Genomic DNA, 23,203 nt, shown 5'->3' on the forward strand with positions numbered 1-23,203 from the left:
ATCTGAGGTATGTCGTTTTGGAATAGTGTACCCCAGAGAAAATATTATGCAGACATGGGCGCGTTCCACAAAATGCAGTCGTACCCAACGCGACCGCCAACGACCCATGAAGACCTCCCCCCTTGATGCCATCACGCTGGAACTGCTGTGGACGCAGCTCATCTCGATCGCGGATGAAGCTGCGGTTGCGATGGTTCGGACGTCCTTCTCGATCAACGTGCGTGAATCCAACGACTATGCCTGCGTCCTCACCGACAGCCGGGGCCACTCCATGGCGCAGGCCACGCACAGCATCCCTTCCTTCCTGAACACCGCGCCGCAGACGATCCGGCATTTCATTGCCGAAGTGGCCGAGGACGACCTGCATCCCGGCGATGTGCTGATCACAAACGATATCTGGCTCGGCACCGGCCACCTGCCGGACATCACCGTTGCCAAGCCGATCTTCCTGCAGGGGCGGATCGTCGCCTGGGCCGGCTCGGTGGCCCATGCGCCCGACATCGGCGGCCGCATCCGTTCGGCGGATGCGCGTACCGTCTACGAAGAAGGGCTGCAGATCCCGATCATGAAAGTGATGCGCCGCGGCGAGATCGATCCCACCTTCGAACGCATCCTGCGCAAGAACGTGCGCGAGCCCGAGATGGTGATGGGCGACCTCTACGCGCAGCTCAACGCGTTGAACCTGATGGAGCGGCGTGTGCTCTCGCTGCTGGAGGCCCAGAACCTGGCAACGCTGGATGATGTTGCCAGGGAAATCCAGTCCCGTTCGGAAAAGGCAATGCGGGACGCGATCCGGAAGATCCCGGAAGGCGTGTACCACAGCAGCGCGATCACCGATGGCCTGGCGCAACCGATCCGGCTCCAAATGACAATGACCGTCAAGGACGGCTCCATCTCGGTCGACTACACCGGCACGGATCCGCAGGTGGCTGCTTCCATCAACGTCTGCATGGCCTACACCAAGGCCTACACGTGCTACGGCGTGCGTACCGCATTGTTGCCGGATGTGGCAGGCAACGAAGGCGTGATCGCCCCGATCGAGGTCACGGCGCCACCGGGCACCATCCTGAACGCGCTGCCGCCCGCGGCCGGCGGCGCCCGGGCACTGGTCGGCCATATGCTGCCGGTGATGGTGATGGCGGCCTTCGCGGAGGCGATGCCGGAGCGGGTCATCGCAGGCGTCGGTTCGCCGCTCTGGTGCGCCAACGTGTCGGGCCAGCGCGACGACGGCAGCACCTACGCCAATATGTTCTTCATGAACGGCGGCTATGGCGCAGCGCAAGGCCGCGATGGCATCAATGTCCTTTCCTGGCCGAGCAATATCTCGTCGACGCCGGTCGAAACCATCGAACAACTGCTGCCGATCCGGGTACACCACCGGCGCCTGCGCCAGGACGGCGGGGGTGTCGGACGCCACCGCGGCGGCACGGGCCAGGAGATCCGCTTCGAAAACCGGTCTGCCAGCCCCATGACGGTGAGCTTCATGGCCGAGCGGACCCGCCCAGAAGCGGCCGCGAAGGGACTGGGGGGCGGCGGCGATGGCGCGCCGGGGCAAGTGCTGATCGACGGCGAGCCGTGCAACGCCAAGCTGCAGCAGATCATCCGGCCGGGCGGCGTGGTCGAGATGAAGACGCCCGGTGGCGGCGGATACGGCCCGGCCGCGCAGCGCTGCGCCGCGGCCCGCGAGGCTGACGCACTGGATGAATACGTTGCCGCCGCTTCCTGAAGCAGCAAGCACGCCGACCACACCCCAACCTACTATTCCAGACAGATCCATGACCACATCTACGCTTTCGCTGGGCATCGACATCGGTGGCACATTCACGGACATCGTTGTCTTCCACCATGCCTCCGGCCGGGTTGTCTCGCACAAGGAACTGACCACGCCTGACGCGCCGAACCGCGGCGTCATTGCCGGCCTGCGCCACCTGTTCGCCCGTGAGTCGCTGCGGCCGGCCGATGTCGGGCGGGTCATCCACGCCACCACGCTGTTCACCAATGCACTGATCGAGCGCAAGGGCGCTGTGACCGGCCTGATCACGACCGCGGGATTTCGCGACACGCTCGAGATGGCACGCGAACACAAATACGAGCTTTACGACCTGAAGATTGAACTGCCTCGACCGTTGGTCCCCCGACGGCTGCGAATGGAAGTCAGCGAGCGCATCGGCGCCGACGGCGAGATCGAGATCGCACTGGACGAGAAGGCGGTGCTCAGGGCGGCCGGCGCACTGGTCGATGCCGGTGTCGACTCGGTTGCCATTGTGTTCCTGCATGCCTATGCAAACCGCGCCCATGAAGAGCGCGCCCGCGCATTGATCGCCGAGGCCTATCCGCAACTCTTCGTGTCGATCTCGTCCGAGGTCTCGCCGCAGATCCGGGAATACGAGCGCACGGTGACGACGGTTGCCAACGCCTATGTCAAGCCCCTCGCCGATGGCTATCTCGACCTCGTGGCACGTGAGATCGACGAGTTCGGCATCCAGGCGCCGCTGTTCATGATGCTGTCCAACGGCGGCCTGACCCATATCGCGGAAGCCAAGCGCGTGCCGATCCAGTTGCTCGAGTCGGGGCCGGCCGCCGGCGCACTGGCCGGCGCGTTCTTCGGTGAAGGGGCGTCGATCCCCGATGTCCTCGCGTTCGACATGGGGGGCACCACCGCCAAGCTCGCCATTGTCGACGAGGCGAAGCCGCTGATCGCGCATCAGTTCGAAGCTTGCCGTGAGAAGCGCCTTACCGAGGGCAGTGGCTTGCCGATATCGATCTCGACCATCGAACTCATTGAGATCGGAGCGGGCGGCGGCAGCATCGCGCGTCTCGATTCCCTCGGGCTGCTGAAGGTCGGCCCCGACAGTGCCGCCTCTACCCCGGGTCCAGCCTGCTACGGGCGCGGCGGCACCCAGCCCACGGTCACGGACGCCAATCTCGTATTGGGCTATCTTGACCCGGCTGGCTTCGCGGGTGGCACCATGCAGCTGGAGGTGGAGAAGGCGAGGGCGGCGATTGCGCCGCTTGCGGCGGAAGCCGGCATCTCGGTGCCTGAGTTCGCCTGGGGCATTTACTCGGTCGTCAACCAGAACATGGCCGCGGCGGCGCGGGTCCACGTGGCCGAGCGCGGGCACGTCGCGAACCGGTTCGCGCTGCTGCTGACCGGCGGCGGTGGCCCGCTGCACGGACTTGAGGTTGCCCGCCGGCTCGGCACCCCGCGGGCGATCTGCCCGCCGAGCGCGGGGGTGGCGTCGGCGCTTGGATTGCTGATGGCGCCGGCACGTGTAGACCGCGTCGCGACGTTCCCCCGCCGCTTCTCGCAGATGGATTGGGCGGAGCTTGAAGCGGTCTACGCGGCGCTTGAAGCCGATGCGCAGGCCGTGGTCCAGGAAACCCTGCCGGGTGCAACGCTGCGGATCGAACGCTCCGCCGATCTTCGCTTCGTCGGGCAGGGCTTCGAAGTGGTGACGCCGCTGTTGGCGGGCCCATACACGGAAGGCGCGTCGGCGTCCATTGTGGCGGCCTTTCATGCGGCGTATCGCAACACCTTCGGCCATGTGCCGCCGAAGGGCGAGATCGAAGTCGTCAACGTCCGCGTGGCGGTGAGCGCCACGGCACAGAGCGCACCGCTGGATGCGTCGACCACGGCGCAGGGCCGGGCCAGGGCAATGACCGCGCGACGTGTCTGGGTCGGTGCATGGGGCCGCTATGAGAAGGTGCCGGTGTATGAACGCGATGGCCTGGAAGCTGGGACCCGGGTCGAAGGGCCAGCCCTGGTGCAGGAAGCGTCGACCACGCTGGTGCTGCCGGTGGGCGCGAGCCTCGTCGTGGATGGCTCGGGCAGCCTGATCGTCGAGTTGCCGCCGGCGGGAATCCAGCCTGCCGCGGCCATGGCGACGGAGGCGTTGGCATCCGCGGCGTGAGTTGAGCGGCGACAAGGCAGCAGGCTGGCCGTCAGTCTGCTGCCAGCGAATTCCATTCGATACCGAATAGAGGCGAAATCATGAAGCATTTTTTGAAGTTCTTCGGCTTTGCTTTCTTGTTTACGTGGCTGACAACATCGGCATGGGCGGATTCGTATCCATCCAAGCCCATCCGGTTGGTGGTTCCCTTTGTGGCGGGAGGCTCCGCCGACCTGCTGGCGCGCATTGTCGGGCAACGGCTCGCGGAGAAGATCGGCCAGCCGGTCATCGTCGAGAACCGCGCGGGCGCCAGCGGCCATATCGGCGCGGAAGCGGTCGCGCGGTCGCGGCCGGACGGGTACACGCTGTTGCTGGGTACGAGCGGCGTGCATGCCGCGTATTCGATCTTTCCCAGCCTGCGCTACAACCCGTCTACCGCGCTCACGCCGATCAGCATCATCGGAGAGTTTCCTAACGTCCTGGTCGTCAATACGGCCGTGACGGCAAAGTCTGTCAATGACGTGATCGCCCTGGCCAAAGCCAGGCCGGGTGGGCTGTTCTTCGGGTCCGCCGGCAATGGTTCTTCCACGCACCTGGCAGCGGAGCTGTTCAAGTTCATCACCAAGGTGGATATCAAGCACATTGCCTACAAGGGGAGTGGCGCAGCGCTGACCGACCTGATCGGGAACCAGACCCAGCTGATGTTCGAGAACCTTCCTACCGTCCTCCCTTTCATCCAATCGGGGCAGCTGCGTCCGATCGCGCTCACGTCGAAGCAGCGTTTCGACAGCCTGCCCGGCGTGCCGACCGTTGCGGAGTCGGGCGTGCCTGACTACCAGTTTGGCGCCTGGTTCACCATCGCCGTGCCGGCAGGCACCCCGCCCGAGATCGCGGCGAAGCTGAACCGGGACATCGACGCGGTGGTGAATGACCCAGGCCTCGCGGCGAAGTGGAAAGAGCTTGGCGTGCGGCCGGTGGGCGGGTCGCTGAGCGACGTCGCCGCTTTCGTTGCATCGGAGCGGTCCAAGTGGAGTGGCCTGGTGGCATCGGCACACCTGAAGGCTGAGTAAGCGCAAAACAATCAAACCTGAACCGACATGAGCCCGATTGAACAGATGATTTCACGCAAGGCCGACGGTATCGGCTGGGTACTCTTCAACGACCCGAAGGCGATGAACGCGATCTCGATGGAGATGTCCGCCGCGATCCCGGGGATCATCGCCGCCCATGATGAGGACCCGGAAGTCCGGGTGCTGGTCGTGGCCGGCATGGGAGACCGGGCATTCGCTGCCGGCTCCAATATCTCGGCCTTTGGCAAGGTTCGCACCGATGCCGCGCAGAACAAGGCGTATCACGAGCTGAACGAGAAGTCGTATAACTCGGTGTACGAATGCTCCAAGCCGACGATCGCGATGATCCGCGGCTATTGCATGGGCGGCGGGCTCGACTATGCATCGAGCTGCGACATCCGCATCGCCGCGGATGATGCTGTGTTCGCGATCCCCGCGGCGCGCCTGGGTCTGGGCTACGGCTACCAGGGCCAGATCCGCCTTAACCGCTTGATCGGTCCGGCGCAGGCGCGGGACTTGTTCTTCTCCGCGCGCCGCTACGACGCGCACGAGGCGCTGCGGACCGGATTGGTCCACGAGGTAGTGCCTGCCGCGGAACTGGAAGCCCGCACGATCGAATATGCCAGGACGGTAGCCGCCAACGCGCCCCTGACCCTGAAGGCCATCAAGCGCGCTTTCCTGGAGCTGGAGAAGCCGGAGTCCGTGCGTGACATGGCGATAGCGCAGAGGATGATCGATGCCTGCTATGCAAGCCAGGACTATCTCGAAGGCCGAGCTGCCTTCGCCGAGAAACGCAAGCCCGACTTCAAAGGGGAGTGAATCCATGTCTCAAGTGACGGAGAAAAAAGGACCCCTGGCGGCGTACAAGGTACTGGACCTTACCCGGGTGCGGGCAGGCCCGACGGCGATGCGGCAATTTGCCGACTGGGGCGCCGACGTGATCAAGATCGAAACGCCGGAGCACCTTGAGCAAAGCGACGGCTGGGGCGGCTTGCGTGACGGCGCTGACTTCCAGAACCTGCACCGAAACAAGCGCTCGATTACGCTGAACCTGAAGGATCCGCGTGGGCGGGAGGTGCTGCAGAAGCTCGTCGCCGAGGCTGACGTGGTGGCGGAGAACTTCCGGCCCGACGTCAAGTTCCGCCTTGGCATTGACTACGAGTCGCTGAAGAAAATCAATCCGAGGATCGTGTACGCCAGCATCTCTGGCTTCGGACAGGATGGCCCCTATGTCAAGCGCCCGGGGTTCGATCACATCATTCAGGGAATGGGCGGGATGATGTCGATGAATGGCTATCCCGAGAACGGGCCGACCCGCGTCGGCATCGCTGTTTCGGATATGGCCGCGGGGCTGTATTGCGCGTTGGGCGTCATGACCGCGCTGCTCGAGCGCGAGAAGTCAGGGGAGGGCCAGTGGGTGCAGGTTTCGCTATTGCAATCGATGCTTGCGATGCAGGATTTCCAGGCTGCCCGGTGGCTCTTTCACCAGGAAATCCCTGAGCAGCCGGGCAACGACCATCCGACCTCTATCCCGACCGGTGTATTCCCGACTGCCGATGGCTACATCACCATTGCAGCGGGGGAGCAGGCTATGTTCAAGCGGCTTTGCGACGCGATGCATGCTTCCGATCTGTGGGAGACGCCGGAATTCTCTACCGAAGTCTCGCGCTCGATACATCGCAAGGCGTTGAATGCCGAACTGTCGAACAGAACGCGTGCGCGGACTTCGGCGGACTGGCTTGAAATTTTCGAGCAGGGAAGCGTCGCCGCCGGGCCCATCAACACCATGGACAAGGTATTCGACGATCCTCAAGTGAAGCACCTCGAAGTCGCGCAGCCGCTGACGCATCCCACGCTCGGGCCCATCAACGTGGTCGGGCAGCCGTTCAAGCTGACCCGCACGCCGCCGCAGATGCGCAGTTCGGCACCGGTGCGCGGTGAGCATACCGACGAGGTGCTCGCGTCCATCGGCTTCTCAACTGCGGACATTCGCGCCCTGCGCGCTGACGGAACCGTTTGAGGATCGGCGCCCATGCACAGTACGAAGCCAACCACAGGACCCGCTCTCCATATCGTTGACGTGCCGGTGCGCTGGAGCGATCTGGATGCCGACGGGCGCGTCAATAACGTGCTTGTTCTCCGCTTTGCGGAGGAGGCCCGGATGCAGTGGACGAGCGTGCTGGGGACCTCGACCGAGGCCCCGGAACTGATGCCGGTGGTCGTCAATGTCGGCTGCACGTTCCATACGCCGATCGGCTATCCCGCAACGGTGCGGGTCTCGGTGCATTGCACTCGGATTGGCAGGAGCAGCGTCGACCTTTGCTTCGAGATACGGGATGCGTCCAACCCCGAAGTCCATTTTGCTACGGCAACCGCGGTCTGGGTGTGGGTGGACAAGCGATCCGGACGATCCGCGCCGGCGCCGGCAAGCCTCCGTGAGCGATGTAACAAGGCCTTGTCGGGCATGGAGATGCATTCAGAACCGTAAGAACCCATTGCATTATGAAAAGGGTTCTAAGCTCATGGCCTCAGGCGTTCGGCAGCGCCGGCGCGCCGGCGGTCGGGTCGGGATGGATCTGCATCAGCGCGGCGCGCTTCTCCAGCAAGTGCTGGCGCAGGATGGCCGCCAGCCGCTTGCCGTCGCGGGCTTCCAGCGCGCGGATCATCTCCTCGTGATCGTGCACGGCGCGGTCCCATTTGCCGGTCTGGTGGTTGGAGCGGAAACGCATCGCCTTGAGCCGCCGGTTGAGCGTCAGGTAGGTCTGCAGCAGCGTCTGGTTGCGCGCGGCCTCGGCGATGCGGTCGTGGATCTCCTGGTTGCGGGCGTAGTAGCCGGGCAGGTCGTTCTGCGCGCGGCAGGCCAGCATGGCGTAGTGCAGCGCCTTGATCTCGGCCAGTTCCGGCGGCGTGATGCGCTCGCAGGCCAGCTCCCCGGCAAAGGCCTCCAGGCCGCTCATCAGCTCGAAGGCTTCCCAGGCCTCGGCCTCGCTCATCCGTGACACGCTCGCGCCGCGGTTGGGCGAGATCTCGATCAGCCCCTCGGCGGCCAGCACCTTCAGCGCCTCGCGCAGCGGCGTGCGCGAGATGCCCAGCGTTTCACACAGCTCGCGCTCATTGAGCTTCATGCCCGGCGGCAGCACCCCCTCGACGATAAAGTTGCGCAGGTGGTCGACCACGGTGTCGTGCAGCCGCTGGCGCACGACCCTGGGCAGGAGCGGGGCGGCGGCCGCACCGGTGCCGTCCGGAGTTTGCATGCAATGTCCCTGTCATTGGCGTTGCGCCATTCTAAGACATTGCCGGCGGGCGGCGGTCCCCTCCGAGCCTAGCGTGCCGGACCGCGCAGCGGCATGCCGTTTTCGCGCGGCGCCTGGGAGCCTTCGCCCCGCCCGATCAGCGCCACCGACAACGCCGACACCACCCCCGCAAAGGCCACGTAGGCGCAGATCTGCCAGGGCTTGCCGCCGCCCGACCTGAGCAGTGCCGTGGCGATGATGGGCGTGATGCCGGAGGCGAAGATCCCCGAGAACTGGTAGACGAACGAAATGCCGGTGTATCGCACCCTGGCATCGAACAGCTCGCAGAACAGCGCCGCTTCCGGGCCGTAGACCGCGGCGTAGAGGATGCCGAACGGCACCACGATGGACAGCCACAGCAGCATGGTGTTGCCGCCGCTGTTCAGCATCAGCCAGAACGCCGGGAAGGCGGACAGGGCCGTGATCAGCGAGCCCCAGAAATACACGCGGGTGCGGCCGATGCGGTCGGACAGGTGGCCGAAGAACGGAATGAAGAAGCACATCGCAATGGCCGCCGCCATCACGCCGACCAGCGCTTCAGTCCGGCTGATATGGATGGTCTGGGTCAGGTAGGTGATCGAGAACACGCCGAAGATGTTGAAGAAGACCCCGTCGATATAGCGCGCGCCCATGCCCTTGAGGATATTGCCCGGGTAGCGCCGCATCATGTCGACAAATGGGATCTGGGTCTCGGCATTGCGCTGCTTGATCACGGCGAATTCAGGCGTCTCCTTGACGTTGAGGCGGATATACATGCCCACGAACACCATCCCCGCCGAGATCAGGAAGGCCACGCGCCAGCCCCAGGCCAGGAACTGGGCATCGGTCAGGGTCAGCGACAGCAGCGCCACCACGCCGGATGCCAGGCACAGTCCGATCGCCAGCCCGATCTGCGGCAGCGACGCATAGAAGCCCCGTTTGCCCGGCGGTGCGTACTCATAGGCCATCAGCACCGCGCCGCCCCATTCGCCGCCCAGTCCGATGCCCTGCAGCACGCGCAGCAGCAGCAACAGGATCGGCGCCAGGATGCCGATGCTGTCGTAGGTCGGCACCAGTCCGATCAGGAAGGTGGACACGCCCATGATCATCAGCGTGATCACCAGCATGCTCTTGCGGCCGACCTTGTCGCCGAAGTGCCCGAAGATCACGCCGCCCAGCGGCCGCGTGACAAAGCCCACCGCAAAGGTGGTGTAGGCCAGCATGGTGGCCACCAGCGGGTCATTGCCGGGGAAGTACAGCTTGTTGAAGACCAGGCCGGCGACCACGCCGTACAGGAAGAAGTCATACCACTCGATGGTGGCGCCGATCACGGACGCCAGCGCGACCTTGCGGATCGCCTGTTCGTTGGGGCTTGTCATGCTTGTCTCCTCTGGTGATGGGCGGCGTCCTCTGGAAGGATGGTTATGGACGCCGGATGCACTGCGGGGTTTGGCCTTGTTATGGATGCCTGGCCTTGGTTGTTCGCAATCAGGATTGGCGCAAGCCGCTCAGGCGGCCGCTGCCATCGGGGTCGCTGCATCGATGGGATGCATTTCCCGTCGTGCGTCTTCGCGGATGAAGTCGGCCGCGCGCTCGGCCATCATCACCACCGGCACGTTGGTGTTGCCCGAGACCAGCGTGGGCATCACCGAGCAGTCCACCACGCGCAGCCCGCCCACGCCATGCACGCGCAGGCGCGCATCGACCACTGCCAGCGGATCGGCGGCGGGACCCATTTTCGCGGTGCCCGACGGATGGAAGATGGTGGCGCCGTACTCGCGGCAGAAATGCAGGATCTCGTTGTCGCTGCGCACCTCGTCGCCCGGCCGGAACTCGCGTTTCATCAGGCCGCGCATCGGTTCGGTCTGCGCCACGCGCCGGGCGTAGCGTACCGCTGCCACGGTGCAGCGCCGGTCCAGCTCGGCCGACAGGTAGTTGGGCTGCATCGACGGCGGCTCATACGGATCGGTCGAGCGGATCCGCACCGTGCCGCGCGACTCGGGCCGCAACTGGCATACCGAATAGGTGCAGCCGGAGAAGGGATGCACCATGCCGCCCGCCATGTCGGCGGACAGGGTCGAGAAATGGAACTGCGTGTCCGGCGTGGCGCTTTCCTGCGGCAGGGCGCGGCAGAACATCGCGCCCTGGTTGATGCCGATCGCCAGCGGCCCCTTGCGCATCAGCAGCCATTCCAGGCCCATGCGCGCCTTGCCCGTCAGCGAGCGCAGCTGGTCGTTGGTGGTGATCGGCTTTGCCACCTCGTAGATCAGCCGCACCTGCAGATGGTCCTGCAGGTTCTCGCCCACACCCGGCAAGGCATGCACCACCGGTACGCCCAGGTCCTGCAGCAACGGCGCCGGGCCGATGCCCGACAGCTGCAGCAACTGCGGCGACTGCAGCGCGCCGGCGCACAGGATCACCTCGCGCCGCGCCCGCAGGATATAGGGCTGGCCATGCTGGGTGTAGCGCACGCCCACGGCACGCTTGCCTTCGAACAGGATCCCGGTGGTGTGGGCATCGGTCTCGACGCGCAGGTTCGTGCGCCTGCGCGCCGGACGCAGGTAGGCCACCGCGGTGGAGCAGCGCCAGCCGTTGCGGGTGGTGAGCTGGTAATAGCCCACGCCCTCCTGGTCGCCACCGTTGAAGTCGGTCTGGCGCGGCAGGCCCAGCGCCTGGCCGGCGCCGATGAAGGCATCGACCAGCGGATGCTGCCGGTCGATCGAGGTCGCGTTCAGCGGGCCCTCGGTGCCGCGCGTGGGGCCGGCGCCAAGGTCGTTGTTCTCGAGCTTGCGGAAGTAGGGCAGGCAGTTGTCCCAGCTCCAGCCCGGATTGCCCAGCGTCTCCCAGTGGTCATAGTCCTCGCGCTGGCCGCGCACGTAGATCAGGCCGTTGATGGCGCTGCTGCCGCCCAGCGTGCGGCCGCGCGGCCAGTAGATGCGGCGATTGAGCATGTTGGGATCGGGATCCGTATAGAAGCCCCAGTTCACTTCCTTGTGGAACATGGTCTTGCCATAGCCGATCGGGATATGGATCCACGGGTAGCGGTCGGGCGGGCCGGCCTCCAGCAGGCAGACCGAATACCGGCCGTCTTCGCTGAGCCGGTTGGCCAGCACACACCCGGCCGAGCCGGCGCCTACCACGATGTAGTCAACGGTTTGCGACATCGTCGCTGTCTCCTTTTCTGGCCGGCAGGCGCGTAGCCACCTGGCTTCGATCTATAATCTGAAACGTTCTGTTCCGGATTTTATTTTTCCAGGCCGGAATGGAAAGCTCAATCGCGAGGAGACGCCGGTTGTGAAACAGAACGTGCAATTCCCGTTTCAGAATCGCACTGCAGCAGAAGACGGGGCGGTGGAGGACGATGCACGCAGCCTGCGCGTGCTGATGGTGCTGTCCAGCCTGGCCAGGGCGCAGCACCCACAGACCCTTTCCCAGCTTTCGCAGCGGCTGCATGTGCCCAAGGCGACACTGATGCGCCTGCTGGCCGCCATGGAGCGCACCGGCTTCGTGGTCCGCATGCCCGCCGAGCGCGGCTATGTGCCCGGGCCGGGCGCCGCGGCCCTGTCACTGCAGACCCTCAGGAGCCCGCCGATGCTGCGCGAGTGCCGCGCCATCCTGGCCAGGCTGGTGGCGAGCCTGGGCGAGACCTGCAACCTCACCGCGCTCGACGGCGACCGGGTCCTCTACGTAGAGCGCGTCGAGACGCACGAGCCACTGCGCCTGCAGCTGTCGCCCGGCATCCACGTGCCGCTGCACTGCACCGCCAGCGGCAAGCTGTTCCTGTCGGCGATGAACCGGCTGGAACGCCAGCAGATGCTCAGGCGCCTCGACCTTGCCCCGCACACGCCACGCACGCTGTCCGATGTGCCTGTCCTCAATGCCGAACTGGACCGGCTGGGCGCGCGCGGCATCGGCGTGGACCATGAGGAATTCGTGCGCGGCATGTGCGCGGTGGCAGTGCCGGTGCGCGAGCCGGATGGGGAGGGTTCAGGCCGGGTGGTGGCCGCGATTGCCTGTCATGCGCCGACGGCGCGGGCTTCGCTTGAGGTGCTGCTGCAGGCGGTGCCGACGCTGCAGGGGGCGGCAAGGGAGATGGCGGCGGTGCTGTGCGCGCACTGAGCCGGGCCGCAAGGCGCGGCCTCGGGCTTTACGGCCAGCGGGGGGGCGAGTATCGCTTGCTGCCTACCCCGTCTGCACAGGGCCGTGCCGCAACAGCAGCCCAACCCGCTCGCGCAACATCGGCAGCACCTCGCCCTCGAACCAGGGATGCTGCTTGAACCACGGCTGGTTGCGCGGTGACGGGTGCGGCAACGGCACGAAGTCGGGCGCGTAGTCCTTCCATGCCCTGACGGTCTCGGTCAGCGTCGGCTTGCGGCGCGCCCCGAGGAAATGGCGCTGCGCGTACTGGCCGACCAGCAAGGTCAGCTCGATCAACGGCAGTTCCGCCAGCAGCCGGTCGAGCCACAGTGGCGCGCATTCGCGGCGCGGCGGGTTGTCGCCGCTCTTGCCGCGTCCGGGATAGCAGAACCCCATCGGGATGATCGCGAACTGCGATTCGTCGAGGAAGGTGGCGGCATCGACGCCAAGCCACTGCCGCAGGCGGTCGCCGCTTGCGTCGTTCCAGGGAATGCCGGTTTCGTGCACGCGTATCCCCGGCGCCTGGCCGACGATCAGGATGCGCGCGTCGGCCCCGACGCGCACGATCGGGCGCGGGCCAAGCGGCAGGTGTGGCGCACAGGCGCGGCAAGCCCGTACTTCGGTCAGCAGGGCATCGAGCGAGGCGTAGCGGGGCCGGCTCATGGTCACTGCGCCATCACGCGTGGTTGCCTGCCACCTGCCGCGACAGGAAGCTGCAGGTTGCCACCAGCACTTTCGCGCACTCAGGGATGCACGTCTCCATCCGGTTCCTCGGTCCGGCCACGGCAATGGCCAGGGTTTCGTTGTTCAAGGTGAGGAAGGTGGCGACGGCCCAGACGTCGCTCACGTTTTCGCCGCGCGTGACGAAGTAGCCGGCGCGCCGGCTGTCCTGGATGTCGCGCACGAGGGCTTCCGGGTCGGTCTTGGTGGCCATGGTGATGGCGGGCAGTTCCCGGCCGGCCAGCCAGCCGCGCAGCTCCTGCTCCTTCAGGCCGCCCAGGATGGCCTTGCCGATGGAGCTTGAGTGCAGCGGCTTGAACTCCCCCGGCTTGGCCGTGTAGCGGATCGCGTGCACGCCTTCGATGACCTGCAGGTAGATCACGGACTCACCCTGCCGCTTGCCGAGGATCACGGTTTCCCGCGTGGCGTCGCGCAGCCGCTCCAGTACCGGCGTGGCGCGTTCCACGAACGGGTCTTTCTCGGTGATGTCGCGGGCCACGTCATAGATGCGCCGGGTGGGATAGAGCGCGCGCGGACGGGTGAGGGAATAGAGGTAGCCGCGCGCCATCAGGGTCGAGACGATGGCGTGGCAGGTGCTCTTGGGAATGTCTATCGCCTCCGCCAACTCCGTCAGCGACAGCGGCCGCTGGCTTGCCTGGAAGGCTTCAAGGATATCGATCACCCGCTCGATGGCGGTCACCGTGACGCCGGACATAGACCCCTCCTTTCGCTTGCACCTGGCTGGAAGAAATTCGGCCGGCTGAACAAAAGCCGGCGGCGTGGCCGCATTCCGCTGCATTGTACTCATTTGTTCGAGATACGGAACTAGCGTTCTTGTCTCGGAATTAACGCCCGCCTAGCATCCATTCAAACCAGTCGGGAGGCAGATCAGCGTGTACGCAGCTAAGGACATCACCGTGGAGGAGCGCGCCGGCGGCGCGCTATGGATCACGATCGACCGGGCGCAGAAACACAATGCGCTGGCCCGCCACGTGCTGGCGGAGTTAGCGCAGGTGGTGAGCGCTGCGGCGTCGCAGCCCGGCCTGCGCTGCATCGTGCTGACCGGCGCCGGCGAGCGCTTCTTTGCGGCAGGCGGGGATCTTGTCGACCTGTCCGGCGTGCGCGACCGGGACGCTACGCTGGCGATGAGCGAGCAGGCGCGCGGCGCCCTGGATGCGGTGCGCGACTGCCCGCTGCCGGTGCTGGCCTACCTGAACGGCGATGCAATCGGCGGCGGCGCCGAGCTGGCATTGGCCTGCGACATGCGGCTGCAGTCGGCGAGCGCGCGCATCGGCTTCATCCAGGCGCGGCTGGCCATCACCTCGGCCTGGGGCGGCGGCCCCGACCTGTGCCGGATCGTCGGCGCCGCGCGGGCCATGCGCATGATGAGCCGTTGCGAGCTTGTCGATGCGCAGCAGGCGCTGCAGTGGGGCCTGGCCGATGCAGTGGTCACGGACGGACCCGCCGGCAAGGACATCCACGCCTTCCTGCAACCGCTGCTGGGCTGCGCCCCGCAGGTGCTGCGCGGCATCAAGGCACAGACCGCGGCCAGCCGGCGCGGCGAGTCGCATGACGCTGCCCGCACCATCGAGCAGCAGCAGCTGCTGCATACCTGGCTGCATGCGGACCACTGGAACGCTGCCGAGGGCATCCTCTCCAGGAGGGCCCAATGAGCAATGCTGAGCTTTCCATGGCGGATGCGGGCGCCGAGCCGGCCTTGCGGCCGGTCAGCCAGAGCGGCATCGAGGTGCCGGCCAGCGTGGATGCGGCGGCGGTCCATCCGGACAGAATCGGGGAGCCCGGCAGCTACCCGTTCACGCGCGGGATCTTTCCCGATGGCTACCAGGGCCGGCTGTGGACCATCCGCCAGTACTCGGGATTCGGCACCGCGGAGGAGTCCAACGAGCGCTACAAGTTCCTGCTGGCGCAGGGCCAGACCGGCCTTTCGGTGGCGCTGGACCTGCCGACCCAATGCGGCTTCGATCCGACCCACCCGATGGCCCGGCCGGAAATCGGCAAGGTCGGCGTGTCGCTGTCGAACCTGAGCGAGGCCGAGATACTGTTCGACGGCCTGGACCTGTCAAGGATCTCGACATCGTTCACCATCAACGGCACGGCCGCGATCATCTATGCCATGTACCTGGCGGTGGCGGACAAGCAGAACGTGCCGCGCAGCAAGCTGACCGGCACGATCCAGAACGACATCCTGAAGGAGTACGTCGCGCGCGGCACATGGATCTTCCCGGTGCGGCCGTCGATGCGGCTGGTCGCCGATTCGATCCTCTATTCGAATGAGGTCTCGCCACGCTTCAACCCCATCAGCATCGCCGGCGCCCATGTGCGCGACGCGGGGGCCACGGCGGCCGAGGAAATGGCGTACACCCTGGCCAACGGACTGGCCTATGTGGACGAGCTGCGTGCCCGCGGCGGCGACGTGGAGAAGTTTGCCAAGCGCCTGTCCTTCTTCTTCTACGTGCACATGGACTTCTTCGACGAGATTGCCAAGTTCCGGGCGGGCCGCCGGCTCTGGGCGCGCCTGATGAAGGAGCGCTATGGCGCCAAGGATCCGAAAGCCCAGCATTTCCGCTTCGGGGTCGTCTGCGGGGGATCGTCGCTGGTAGCGCCCCAGCCCTACAACAACGTGGCGCGGGTGGCGGTGGAGACCATGGCCGCGGTACTGGGCGGAGCGCAGTCGATCTTCACCTGCGCCTTCGACGAGGCCTTCCAGATCCCGACCGAGTTCTCCGCCGAGCTGGCCGTGCGCACGCAGCAGATCATCGCCTATGAAAGCGGCATCGGCCGGACCGTCGATCCCCTGGGCGGCAGCTACTTCCTGGAGCAGCACACCGACCGGATGGAGGCGCAGATCGTCCAGGTGATGAACGAGATCGAGGCGTACGGCGGCGTGATCCCTGCCATCGAGGATGGCTGGATCCAGATGCGGCTGGCCGAGCGGGGCCTGCAGCGCAAGCTGGACACCGATTCCGGCCAGACCGTCATCGTCGGCCAGAACCACTTCAGGAAGGAGGGGGAGGAGATCCGGGTCGGCGAGGTGTTCACGCTGGATCCGACCGTCGCGCAGCGGGCCCTGGAGAAGTTCCAGCGCGTGCTGGACACGCGCCAGCAGTCAGCCGTGGATGCGTCGCTGGCCCGCCTGACGGCGGCGGCCGCCAGGGACAGCGAGAACGTCATGCTCTATCTGGTGGAATGCTGCCATGCCTATGCCACGGTCGGGGAGATGGTGGCTTGCCTGAAGCAGCAATGGGGCGAATTCAAGGAACCGGTGAACCTATGAACACCCTGCAAGCCGCCGGCGCGTTGTCCGGCAAGCGGATACTGATCGGCAAGCCCGGCCTGGACGGGCACGACATCGGCGCGAAGATCATCGCGCTGACGTTGCGCAATGCCGGTGCCGAAGTCATCTACACCGGCCTGCGCCGCAGTCCACTGCAGATCGCGCAGGTCGCTGTCGACGAGGGCGTGGACGCAGTGGGCCTGAGCATCCTTTCCGGCAGCCACAAGGAACTGGTGGGGGAGGTCATCGCCCAGTTGCGAGAACTCAATGCGCATGACATCAAGGTCTTTGTTGGCGGCACCATTCCCGCTGAGGACCAGCCCTTCCTGAGGTCGCTGGGGGTCACCGCAGTGTTTACCGCCGACATGCCGCTGGAGACGGTGGTCAGCGATCTGGGCAGGAGCCTGGCGTGAGCGCGCCCCTTTCCGGCATCCGCATCATCGAAATCGGCCACATGCTTGCCGGGCCCTACTGCGGGCTGATGATGGCCGACTTGGGCGCCGAGGTGATCAAGATCGAGACCCCGGAAGGCGATATCGGCCGCACCATCAGCCCCCATTTCATCGGCCCGCACAATGCCTACTTTGCCAGCCTGAACCGCAACAAGAAAAGCGTGGTGCTCGACCTCGCCAGCGAGGAAGGGACGCTGGCACTCGGGCGGCTGTTGCGGCAATCCCATGCGCTGGTGACCAACCTGCGTCCGGCGGCGGTGCGCAAGCTTGGGCTTACCTACGAGGTGCTGCGCCAGTGGAATGAGCAGCTGGTCTGCGTGGCCGTTACCGGCTACGGCCTTGACGGCCCCTATTCGGACAGCCCGGCATACGACTATGTGATCCAGGCCATGACCGGGGTCATGGCTTTGACGGGTGATCCCGCGGCACCGCCCACCAAGGCCGGCTACTCGGCGGTGGACAACTCGGCTGGCCTGGTTGCCGCGGTGGGGTTGCTGGCGAAGATCGTGCAGGGGCGGGGTGGGCAGGTGGACGTGGCCATGTACGACGTGATGCTGTCGCAGCTCAACTACCTCGCGGGGGCCGCCCTGAACGCGGGGGAGACCATCGAGCGGCTGGCCGATTCGTCGCATCCCTACCTGGTGCCCGCACAGATATTCCCGACCGCCAAGGGCTGGCTGACGCTTTTCATCACCCATGACCGGTTCTGGAAGACCTTCTGCGAGGAGGTGGACCGGCCGGCCTGGACCACGGATCCGCGCTTTGCCACCATGGCGGGCCGCCGCGCGCACCGTGCCGAGGTGATACCCGAGATTGCCGAGGTGCTGCGCTCCGCCCCGGCGGCGCAATGGGTGCGGCGCCTGGCGCCACAGGGCGTGGTCGTGTCGGAGGTGGGCACATTGAATGAAGCGCTGGGCAGCGACATCACCGCTGCGCGCTCGCTGATCGTGGCGCTGGGGCAGGGCGAGTTGCCGCTGCGCGCGGTGGCAAGCCCGATCCGCTTCTCGGATTACGAGCCGAGCTATGGCTTGCCGCCGTTGCTTGACGAGCATCGCGATGAAGTCTTGGGCAAGGTGGCGCCATGAACCCGTCCTCGCTCGACCGGGCTGCGCTGGGCCGGACCCTGACCCGCATCGCCAACGCCACGCCCGCGGAGCTGGTGCGGCGAGCGCGGCGGGACACCCCACAGCATCCGGCCAGGCGCATCGGCATGACCGGCGCGCCCGGCGCGGGCAAGAGCACCCTGTTGGGCCATCTCGCCATGGCGCGCGCGTCCAAGGGGCGCCTTGGCGTGCTCGCAGTGGATCCCAGCAGTCCCAGGAGCGGCGGCGCCATCCTCGGGGACCGGATTCGCATGGACGAGCTTGGCACCAGCCCGGAACTCTATATCCGCTCGCTGGGATCGCGCGGCACGTCGGATGGCCTGGCCGACAACCTCCCGGAGATGCTGGATGCGATGGATGACTTCGGCTTTGCCGAGGTGCTGCTGGAAACGGTCGGTGTCGGCCAGACGGAGTACGCGGCGCGCGCGCAGGTCGATACGCTGGTGCTGCTGTTGTTGCCGGACAGTGGGGACATGGTGCAGGCGATGAAGGCGGGGATCATGGAAATGGCCGATATCTTCGTCGTCAACAAGGCAGACCTGCCGGGCGCCCAGCGCATGGCCACGGATATCCGGCGCATCGGTGCCATCACGCGGCATGCGCAAGGCGCATGGGTTCCGCCGGTGCTGCTGACCGCGGCATCCCGTCCCGACTCGGTCAGTGCCCTGTCCGATGCTATCGACCGGCACCAGGCGTGGCTGGCTGCCGCCGGGCGGCAGGCGGCGTTGCGCAGGCAGCGGGCCCGCTACCGGCTGAAGCGCCTGCTGGAGGTCCAGGTTGCCGAGATGGTCGCCAATCAGAACGATGAATTCCTGGCCCTGCCACTGCGGCAGCAGCTGTCGCAGGCCTGGACCCTGCTGGGCAAGACCATTGGCGCGTAGCGCTGCCAGCCGAACAACGCCGGAGCCGCAAGCACCATGTCGCGCGAAAGAATCAAGGCACTCAAGAAGACCATCCGCACCGCCGGCCGCGCCGAAGCCTCGGCGCACCAGGTACCCGATGCGCGGGCGGCCGCGCTGGCGCTGCTGCGGCACAGCGTCAGGATGCGGCACGAGCGGCTGGCGGTGATCCGCCTGCTGGACGCGATCAGGCTGCGTGCGGACATAGACGGGGAACTGTGGCGCTATTTCGAAACGGTGGAAAGCGTGCGGGCAAATCCGGGGCAGTTGCGCAGGCTCAGGAAAGCGCACCTGTCCGCATTGGCCAGTCCGGCCGGCGCAGAGGCGCCACCGATCGGGATGCGAGCGTGAACGGATGCAGTGCAAACTGTCGACAGGAGGGGAGATGCGGACATACAAGAAACGATTGCCCGAGAGCCGGGCAAGCCAGGGCAGGTGGCCGGCTGCATTGCTGGGCATCGCGGGCCTGGCCCTGGCCGGGCCGGCAGCGGCCCAGTTCAGCGACGAGTCGGTGAAGATCGGCGTGCTGGCGGACATGTCAGGGCTCTATTCCGACATGGGCGGCAGTGGCCTGGTCGAGGCCGTGCGGATGGCAATTGCGGATGCCGGCGGCGAGATCAACGGCAAGCGCATCGAGCTGATCCACGCCAACCATGCCGGCAAGCCCGATACCGCGGCCACGCAGGCCCGCGAGTGGTTCGACCGGCAAGGGGTGGACATGATCATCAGCGGGCCGAGTTCCGGCACCAGCCTGGCGGTGGCCAAGGTCGCGGCGGAAAAGCAGCGTCCGGTCATGGTGACCGGCGGCGTGGCGGCGCAGCTGACCAATGAGGAATGCTCGCCCTATACCATCCACTATCTCTATGACACCGTGGCCCTGGCCAGGGGCACCGGTGCCGCCATGACCAGGCAGGGCGGACGGTCGTGGTACTTCCTGACGGTGGACTATGCGTTTGGCGCGTCGCTGGAGAAGGAGACCGCGGCAGTAGTGACCGCAGGCGGCGGCAAGGTCCTGGGCAGCGTCCGGCATCCTTTGTCCGCCTCCGACTTTTCCTCCTTCCTGCTGCAGGCCAAGGCATCCCGGGCCCAGGTCCTGGGGCTGGCCAACGGCGGCGGCGACACCATCAATGCGATCAAGGCGGCCAACGAATTCGGCATCTCCAGGTCGATGAAGATCGCGGGGCTGATGCTGTTCATCACGGATGTACACGCCCTCGGCCTGGGACTGACCCAGGGCATCACCCTGACGGAAGCCTGGTACTGGGACCAGAGCGATGAGTCAAGGAAGTGGGCAGGTCGGTTCCAGGACAAGATGAAGAAGAAGCCCACCAGCATGCAGGCGGCCAGCTACTCGGCGACGCAGCACTATCTGCGCGCGGTGAAGGCTGCCGGCACGGACGACGCCGCCAAGGTGATCGCCGGCATGAAGGCAACCCGCATCAACGATATGTACGCCCAGAACGGCTACATCCGGGGAGACGGGCGCATGGTGCACGATCTGCGCCTGATGGAGGTGAAGAGCCCGGCTGAATCGCGCCAGCCGTGGGACTACTACAAGGAGGTGCAGCGGATTCCCGGGGAGCAGGCCTTTGCTTCCAGGGCGGAATCCCGCTGCGCGTTCTGGAAGTGAGTGCAGTGGATGTTCGATCAAGCCGATCCACAGTATCGGCGGACAAGGCAGCGCGTTCCGCGTATCAGTCAAACCATAGGAGACACCGATCATGACAGCAATGCCATCCCGGGCTGCGGCACAGCCGTTGCAGGCCGCTCCCTCTGAGCAGGTGCGCGCAGCCATCGCGCGCGGGACCGACCTGCCCATTCTCGACCTGGGCCCCTACCTGGCTGGCGTGCCCGGCGCGCTTGAGCAACTGGCCGCCGACGTCAAGCTGATCCAGGAGGAGCTGGGGTTCTTCTCGGTCATCAATCACGGCATTCCGCAGGCCCTGATCGACGAGTCATTCCGCCAGACCGCGAAGCTCTTCGAGATCCCGATGGAAGAGAAGCTCAGGCACCGGGTCGGCTATCACCACCAGGGCTACCTGCCGCCGAAGGCTTCCATCCTGAAGTCCGAGGCGATCCGGACCAAGATTGCGGAGAACACCAAGAAGGATACCAATTCGGCCTGGCTGTTCATGCGCAACCGCACCGAAGACGATCCCAAGGTGCGGGCCAATGTCCGTCATCGTGGCCTGAACCAGTGGCCTGAGAGCCTGCCGGAGTTCCGCCAGACGCTGTTCGACTACCAGTTGTCGATGGAGCGCCTGGCGCTGAAGTTCCTGCCTATCTACGCCAGGGCGCTGGAGCTGCGCGCGGACTATTTCGACAGCATGTTCAAGGCGCCGGAATACTACCAGCGCTGCGCCTACTACCATCCTGAAGAGCACCTCGACGAGGGCCAGTATGCACTGGCGCCGCATTCCGACGGCAGCTTCCTGACCTTGCTGCCGATGACCCCGGTGCCCGGCCTGCAGGTCATGACCCCGTCCCGCGAGTGGCTGAGCGTCAGCTACGTCAAGGACGCGCTGATCGTCAACACCGGCCAGATCCTGAACCGCCTGTCCAACGACCGCTTCATCGCCACGCCGCACCGCGTGGTCAATCCGCCGATGAAGCGCTATGCGCTGACCTTCTTCTTCTACCCGGACGATGACGCCAATGTCGGGCCGATTCCGGAATGCGTCAGGCCCGGGGACGAGGTCAGGTATGACTTGCGCTCGTTCTATGACTTCTTCGTGCCCTATCTGGACGATCTCTATCACTACAACGACGCGGAGTTCATGAAGGAGTCGGAGTCCCCGGACTTGCTTGCGCAGAGCCGGTAGGGGAGCAGGCCATTTTCCATGGGGGACGCGGTACCGCTGGCCTGCGCGAGGCGCGCAGGCCCGGCGTGGCCGCGGTGACGATTGATGTGCTGTTCAGGAGCGGCTGGTGAAGACGTTACTCATCGGGGGGAAATGGCTCGGCGCCATCGATGGCGAGACCATCGATGTGGTCGATCCCAGTGACGGCAAGGCGTTTGCGAAGATCAGCCGCGGCCGCGCCGCGGATGTGCAGCAGGCGGTGAGCGCGGCGCAGGATGCCTTGCAGGGCGAGTGGGGCCGCAAGACCGCGACCGAACGCGGGCGCATCCTGCAGCGGCTGGGGCAAGGCATTCTCGATCACGCGGAAGAGCTGGCGGCGATCGAGGCGCAGGACACCGGCAAGCCGATCTCGGCCGCGCGCGCCGATGCCAGGGCGGTGGCCCGGTACTTCGAGTTCTACGGTGGCGCCGCCGACAAGATCCACGGTCAGACGATTCCATATCTGGACGGATACAACGTTAGTGTGGTGCGTGTCCCGCATGGCGTGACTGCCCACATCATTCCCTGGAACTATCCGGCGCAGATGATGGGGCGCACGCTGGCGCCGGCACTGGCGATGGGCAATGCGGCGGTGCTGAAGCCATCGGAGGACGCGTGCCTGAGTGTGATCCGGATTGCCGAGCTTGCCATGGCAGCCGGGTTGCCGCCTGGCGCGCTCAACCTGGTGACCGGGTATGGCGCGGAGGCAGGCGCTGCGCTGACATCGAACCCCGGCATCCATTTCGCCACCTTTACCGGCTCGCCCGAGGCCGGCGCCCTGGTGCAGCAGGCAACCGCGGCCAACCACGTTCCCTGCGTACTTGAGCTGGGCGGAAAGTCGCCGCAGATCGTCTTCGACGACGCGGACCTGGACAAGGCGGTGCCGGTCGTGGTCAAGGCCATTGTCCAGAACGCCGGCCAGACCTGCTCGGCGGGCAGCCGGCTGCTGGTGCAGCAGGGCATCTATGATCGCTTCGTCGGCATGGTGGCGCAGGCCTTCCGTGCCCTGAAGGCGGGCGTGCCGGCCGCCGACCTGGACTGCGGGCCGATCGTCAGCGAGCGGCAGTACCGGCGTGTGACGGGGCTGGTGGAGGCGGCGCGGGACAGCGGCGTGCCCGTTATCGCCGAAGGCGGGTTTGCGGCGGATTTGCCCCGGGGCGGCTACTTCGTCAGGCCGGTGCTGTTCGGTCCGGTGCCGCGCGACCACGCGCTGGCGAATATCGAGATATTTGGGCCGGTGCTGTCGGTGATGCCGTTCACGGACGAAGAGGATGCCATCCGGCTGGCCAATGCCACCGACTACGGCCTGGTCGCCGGCGTGTGGACCGAGAACGGCAGCCGGCAGATGCGGGTCAGCCAGCGGCTGCAGAGCGGGCAGGTCTTTATCAATTGCTACGGTGCCGGCGGCGGGGTCGAACTGCCCTTCGGCGGCGTCAAGAAGAGCGGGTACGGCCGGGAAAAGGGTTTCCTCGCGCTGGAAGAGATGAGCACCACCAAGACCATCGTGCAGCACTACCAATAGGGA

21 protein-coding genes are annotated in these 23,203 nt (G+C 66.0%); 16 read left to right on the forward strand and 5 right to left on the reverse strand.

Going from position 1 to position 23,203, the window contains the following annotated elements; translation table 11 throughout:
• Positions 1-25 precede the first annotated feature (25 nt).
• The 6 genes from RS901_RS25370 to RS901_RS25395 all read left to right on the forward strand — a co-directional run bounded on the left by RS901_RS25370 (position 26) and on the right by RS901_RS25395 (position 7,448).
• Positions 26-1,726, forward strand: coding sequence for a hydantoinase B/oxoprolinase family protein (locus RS901_RS25370; RefSeq protein WP_316156894.1), 1,701 nt, complete (start codon positions 26-28; stop codon positions 1,724-1,726).
• Positions 1,701-3,911, forward strand: a complete 2,211-nt coding sequence (locus tag RS901_RS25375) for a hydantoinase/oxoprolinase family protein (RefSeq protein ID WP_316156895.1) — start codon at positions 1,701-1,703, stop codon at positions 3,909-3,911. The genes RS901_RS25370 and RS901_RS25375 overlap by 26 nt, the downstream gene beginning before the upstream one ends.
• A gap of 80 nt (positions 3,912-3,991) precedes the next feature.
• The gene (locus RS901_RS25380) at positions 3,992-4,960 is read left to right on the forward strand and encodes a tripartite tricarboxylate transporter substrate binding protein (RefSeq protein WP_316156896.1); all 969 of its coding nucleotides are present in this window, start codon (positions 3,992-3,994) and stop codon (positions 4,958-4,960) included.
• Between the two features lie 27 nt (positions 4,961-4,987).
• Positions 4,988-5,779, forward strand: coding sequence for an enoyl-CoA hydratase (locus RS901_RS25385; protein WP_316156897.1), 792 nt, complete (start codon positions 4,988-4,990; stop codon positions 5,777-5,779).
• A gap of 4 nt (positions 5,780-5,783) precedes the next feature.
• Entirely contained in the window at positions 5,784-6,980 is a 1,197-nt protein-coding gene (locus RS901_RS25390) for a CaiB/BaiF CoA-transferase family protein (protein WP_316156898.1), read from the forward strand.
• A gap of 12 nt (positions 6,981-6,992) precedes the next feature.
• Entirely contained in the window at positions 6,993-7,448 is a 456-nt protein-coding gene (locus tag RS901_RS25395; protein ID WP_316156899.1) for a thioesterase family protein, read from the forward strand.
• Between the two features lie 40 nt (positions 7,449-7,488).
• Here RS901_RS25395 and RS901_RS25400 read toward each other — a convergent pair whose 3' ends face one another.
• The 3 genes from RS901_RS25400 to RS901_RS25410 all read right to left on the reverse strand — a co-directional run bounded on the left by RS901_RS25400 (position 7,489) and on the right by RS901_RS25410 (position 11,396).
• Positions 7,489-8,214, reverse strand: a complete 726-nt coding sequence (locus RS901_RS25400; RefSeq protein WP_316156900.1) for a GntR family transcriptional regulator — start codon at positions 8,212-8,214, stop codon at positions 7,489-7,491.
• A gap of 68 nt (positions 8,215-8,282) precedes the next feature.
• The gene (locus RS901_RS25405) at positions 8,283-9,611 is read right to left on the reverse strand and encodes an MFS transporter (RefSeq protein ID WP_316156901.1); all 1,329 of its coding nucleotides are present in this window, start codon (positions 9,609-9,611) and stop codon (positions 8,283-8,285) included.
• A 129-nt stretch (positions 9,612-9,740) separates the two neighbouring features.
• Positions 9,741-11,396, reverse strand: coding sequence for a choline dehydrogenase (locus RS901_RS25410; RefSeq protein ID WP_316156902.1), 1,656 nt, complete (start codon positions 11,394-11,396; stop codon positions 9,741-9,743).
• A 130-nt stretch (positions 11,397-11,526) separates the two neighbouring features.
• On the opposite strand from RS901_RS25410, the gene RS901_RS25415 reads away from it, so the two are divergent.
• Complete coding sequence (locus tag RS901_RS25415) at positions 11,527-12,351, forward strand: IclR family transcriptional regulator (RefSeq protein ID WP_316156903.1); 825 nt, start codon at positions 11,527-11,529, stop codon at positions 12,349-12,351.
• A 63-nt stretch (positions 12,352-12,414) separates the two neighbouring features.
• On the opposite strand, the gene RS901_RS25420 is transcribed toward RS901_RS25415, so the two are convergent.
• Positions 12,415-13,032, reverse strand: coding sequence for a uracil-DNA glycosylase family protein (locus RS901_RS25420; RefSeq protein WP_316156904.1), 618 nt, complete (start codon positions 13,030-13,032; stop codon positions 12,415-12,417).
• 13 nt (positions 13,033-13,045) lie between these two features.
• Positions 13,046-13,804 carry an IclR family transcriptional regulator gene (locus RS901_RS25425; RefSeq protein ID WP_316156905.1) on the reverse strand — a complete coding sequence of 253 codons (759 nt, stop codon included), beginning with the start codon at positions 13,802-13,804 and terminating at the stop codon, positions 13,046-13,048.
• A 178-nt stretch (positions 13,805-13,982) separates the two neighbouring features.
• On the opposite strand from RS901_RS25425, the gene RS901_RS25430 reads away from it, so the two are divergent.
• From RS901_RS25430 to RS901_RS25470, 9 genes are all read left to right on the forward strand, one after another.
• Positions 13,983-14,762, forward strand: coding sequence for an enoyl-CoA hydratase/isomerase family protein (locus RS901_RS25430; protein WP_316156906.1), 780 nt, complete (start codon positions 13,983-13,985; stop codon positions 14,760-14,762).
• The gene (locus tag RS901_RS25435) at positions 14,759-16,384 is read left to right on the forward strand and encodes an acyl-CoA mutase large subunit family protein (RefSeq protein ID WP_316156907.1); all 1,626 of its coding nucleotides are present in this window, start codon (positions 14,759-14,761) and stop codon (positions 16,382-16,384) included. Before RS901_RS25430 ends, RS901_RS25435 begins: the two co-directional genes overlap by 4 nt.
• Positions 16,381-16,797, forward strand: a complete 417-nt coding sequence (locus tag RS901_RS25440; protein ID WP_316156908.1) for a cobalamin B12-binding domain-containing protein — start codon at positions 16,381-16,383, stop codon at positions 16,795-16,797. Before RS901_RS25435 ends, RS901_RS25440 begins: the two co-directional genes overlap by 4 nt.
• Positions 16,794-17,921 (forward strand): CoA transferase, encoded by a 1,128-nt coding sequence (locus RS901_RS25445; protein ID WP_316156909.1) that lies wholly within the window; start codon positions 16,794-16,796, stop codon positions 17,919-17,921. The genes RS901_RS25440 and RS901_RS25445 overlap by 4 nt, the downstream gene beginning before the upstream one ends.
• Positions 17,918-18,820: a methylmalonyl Co-A mutase-associated GTPase MeaB gene (gene meaB / locus RS901_RS25450; protein WP_316156910.1), complete on the forward strand. Its 903-nt coding sequence runs from the start codon at positions 17,918-17,920 to the stop codon at positions 18,818-18,820. Before RS901_RS25445 ends, meaB begins: the two co-directional genes overlap by 4 nt.
• Positions 18,821-18,856: 36 nt before the next feature.
• Positions 18,857-19,189: a hypothetical protein gene (locus tag RS901_RS25455; RefSeq protein ID WP_316156911.1), complete on the forward strand. Its 333-nt coding sequence runs from the start codon at positions 18,857-18,859 to the stop codon at positions 19,187-19,189.
• Between the two features lie 34 nt (positions 19,190-19,223).
• A complete protein-coding gene (locus tag RS901_RS25460; protein WP_316156912.1) occupies positions 19,224-20,468 on the forward strand; it encodes an ABC transporter substrate-binding protein in 1,245 nt (414 codons plus the stop codon).
• A gap of 91 nt (positions 20,469-20,559) precedes the next feature.
• Complete coding sequence (locus RS901_RS25465; protein ID WP_316156913.1) at positions 20,560-21,660, forward strand: isopenicillin N synthase family dioxygenase; 1,101 nt, start codon at positions 20,560-20,562, stop codon at positions 21,658-21,660.
• Between the two features lie 106 nt (positions 21,661-21,766).
• Positions 21,767-23,200, forward strand: coding sequence for an aldehyde dehydrogenase family protein (locus RS901_RS25470; protein ID WP_316156914.1), 1,434 nt, complete (start codon positions 21,767-21,769; stop codon positions 23,198-23,200).
• The last annotated feature ends 3 nt before the right edge of the window (positions 23,201-23,203 follow it).

Origin of the sequence: Cupriavidus sp. BIC8F, from assembly GCF_032465815.1 — a bacterium.
GTDB classification, from domain to species: domain Bacteria; phylum Pseudomonadota; class Gammaproteobacteria; order Burkholderiales; family Burkholderiaceae; genus Cupriavidus; species Cupriavidus necator.

What these genes read in the sequence shown, in the direction of transcription:
- RS901_RS25435 (WP_316156907.1), top strand. Translation starts at nt 14,759, where the DNA reads ATGAGCAATGCTGAGCTTTCCATGGCGGATGCGGGCGCCGAGCCGGCC.
- RS901_RS25400 (WP_316156900.1), bottom strand. Translation starts at nt 8,214, where the DNA reads ATGCAAACTCCGGACGGCACCGGTGCGGCCGCCGCCCCGCTCCTGCCC.
- RS901_RS25420 (WP_316156904.1), bottom strand. Translation starts at nt 13,032, where the DNA reads ATGAGCCGGCCCCGCTACGCCTCGCTCGATGCCCTGCTGACCGAAGTA.
- RS901_RS25385 (WP_316156897.1), top strand. Translation starts at nt 4,988, where the DNA reads ATGAGCCCGATTGAACAGATGATTTCACGCAAGGCCGACGGTATCGGC.
- RS901_RS25460 (WP_316156912.1), top strand. Translation starts at nt 19,224, where the DNA reads ATGCGGACATACAAGAAACGATTGCCCGAGAGCCGGGCAAGCCAGGGC.
- meaB (WP_316156910.1), top strand. Translation starts at nt 17,918, where the DNA reads ATGAACCCGTCCTCGCTCGACCGGGCTGCGCTGGGCCGGACCCTGACC.
- RS901_RS25390 (WP_316156898.1), top strand. Translation starts at nt 5,784, where the DNA reads ATGTCTCAAGTGACGGAGAAAAAAGGACCCCTGGCGGCGTACAAGGTA.
- RS901_RS25395 (WP_316156899.1), top strand. Translation starts at nt 6,993, where the DNA reads ATGCACAGTACGAAGCCAACCACAGGACCCGCTCTCCATATCGTTGAC.
- RS901_RS25425 (WP_316156905.1), bottom strand. Translation starts at nt 13,804, where the DNA reads ATGTCCGGCGTCACGGTGACCGCCATCGAGCGGGTGATCGATATCCTT.
- RS901_RS25440 (WP_316156908.1), top strand. Translation starts at nt 16,381, where the DNA reads ATGAACACCCTGCAAGCCGCCGGCGCGTTGTCCGGCAAGCGGATACTG.
- RS901_RS25375 (WP_316156895.1), top strand. Translation starts at nt 1,701, where the DNA reads ATGAATACGTTGCCGCCGCTTCCTGAAGCAGCAAGCACGCCGACCACA.
- RS901_RS25380 (WP_316156896.1), top strand. Translation starts at nt 3,992, where the DNA reads ATGAAGCATTTTTTGAAGTTCTTCGGCTTTGCTTTCTTGTTTACGTGG.
- RS901_RS25465 (WP_316156913.1), top strand. Translation starts at nt 20,560, where the DNA reads ATGACAGCAATGCCATCCCGGGCTGCGGCACAGCCGTTGCAGGCCGCT.
- RS901_RS25455 (WP_316156911.1), top strand. Translation starts at nt 18,857, where the DNA reads ATGTCGCGCGAAAGAATCAAGGCACTCAAGAAGACCATCCGCACCGCC.
- RS901_RS25405 (WP_316156901.1), bottom strand. Translation starts at nt 9,611, where the DNA reads ATGACAAGCCCCAACGAACAGGCGATCCGCAAGGTCGCGCTGGCGTCC.
- RS901_RS25410 (WP_316156902.1), bottom strand. Translation starts at nt 11,396, where the DNA reads ATGTCGCAAACCGTTGACTACATCGTGGTAGGCGCCGGCTCGGCCGGG.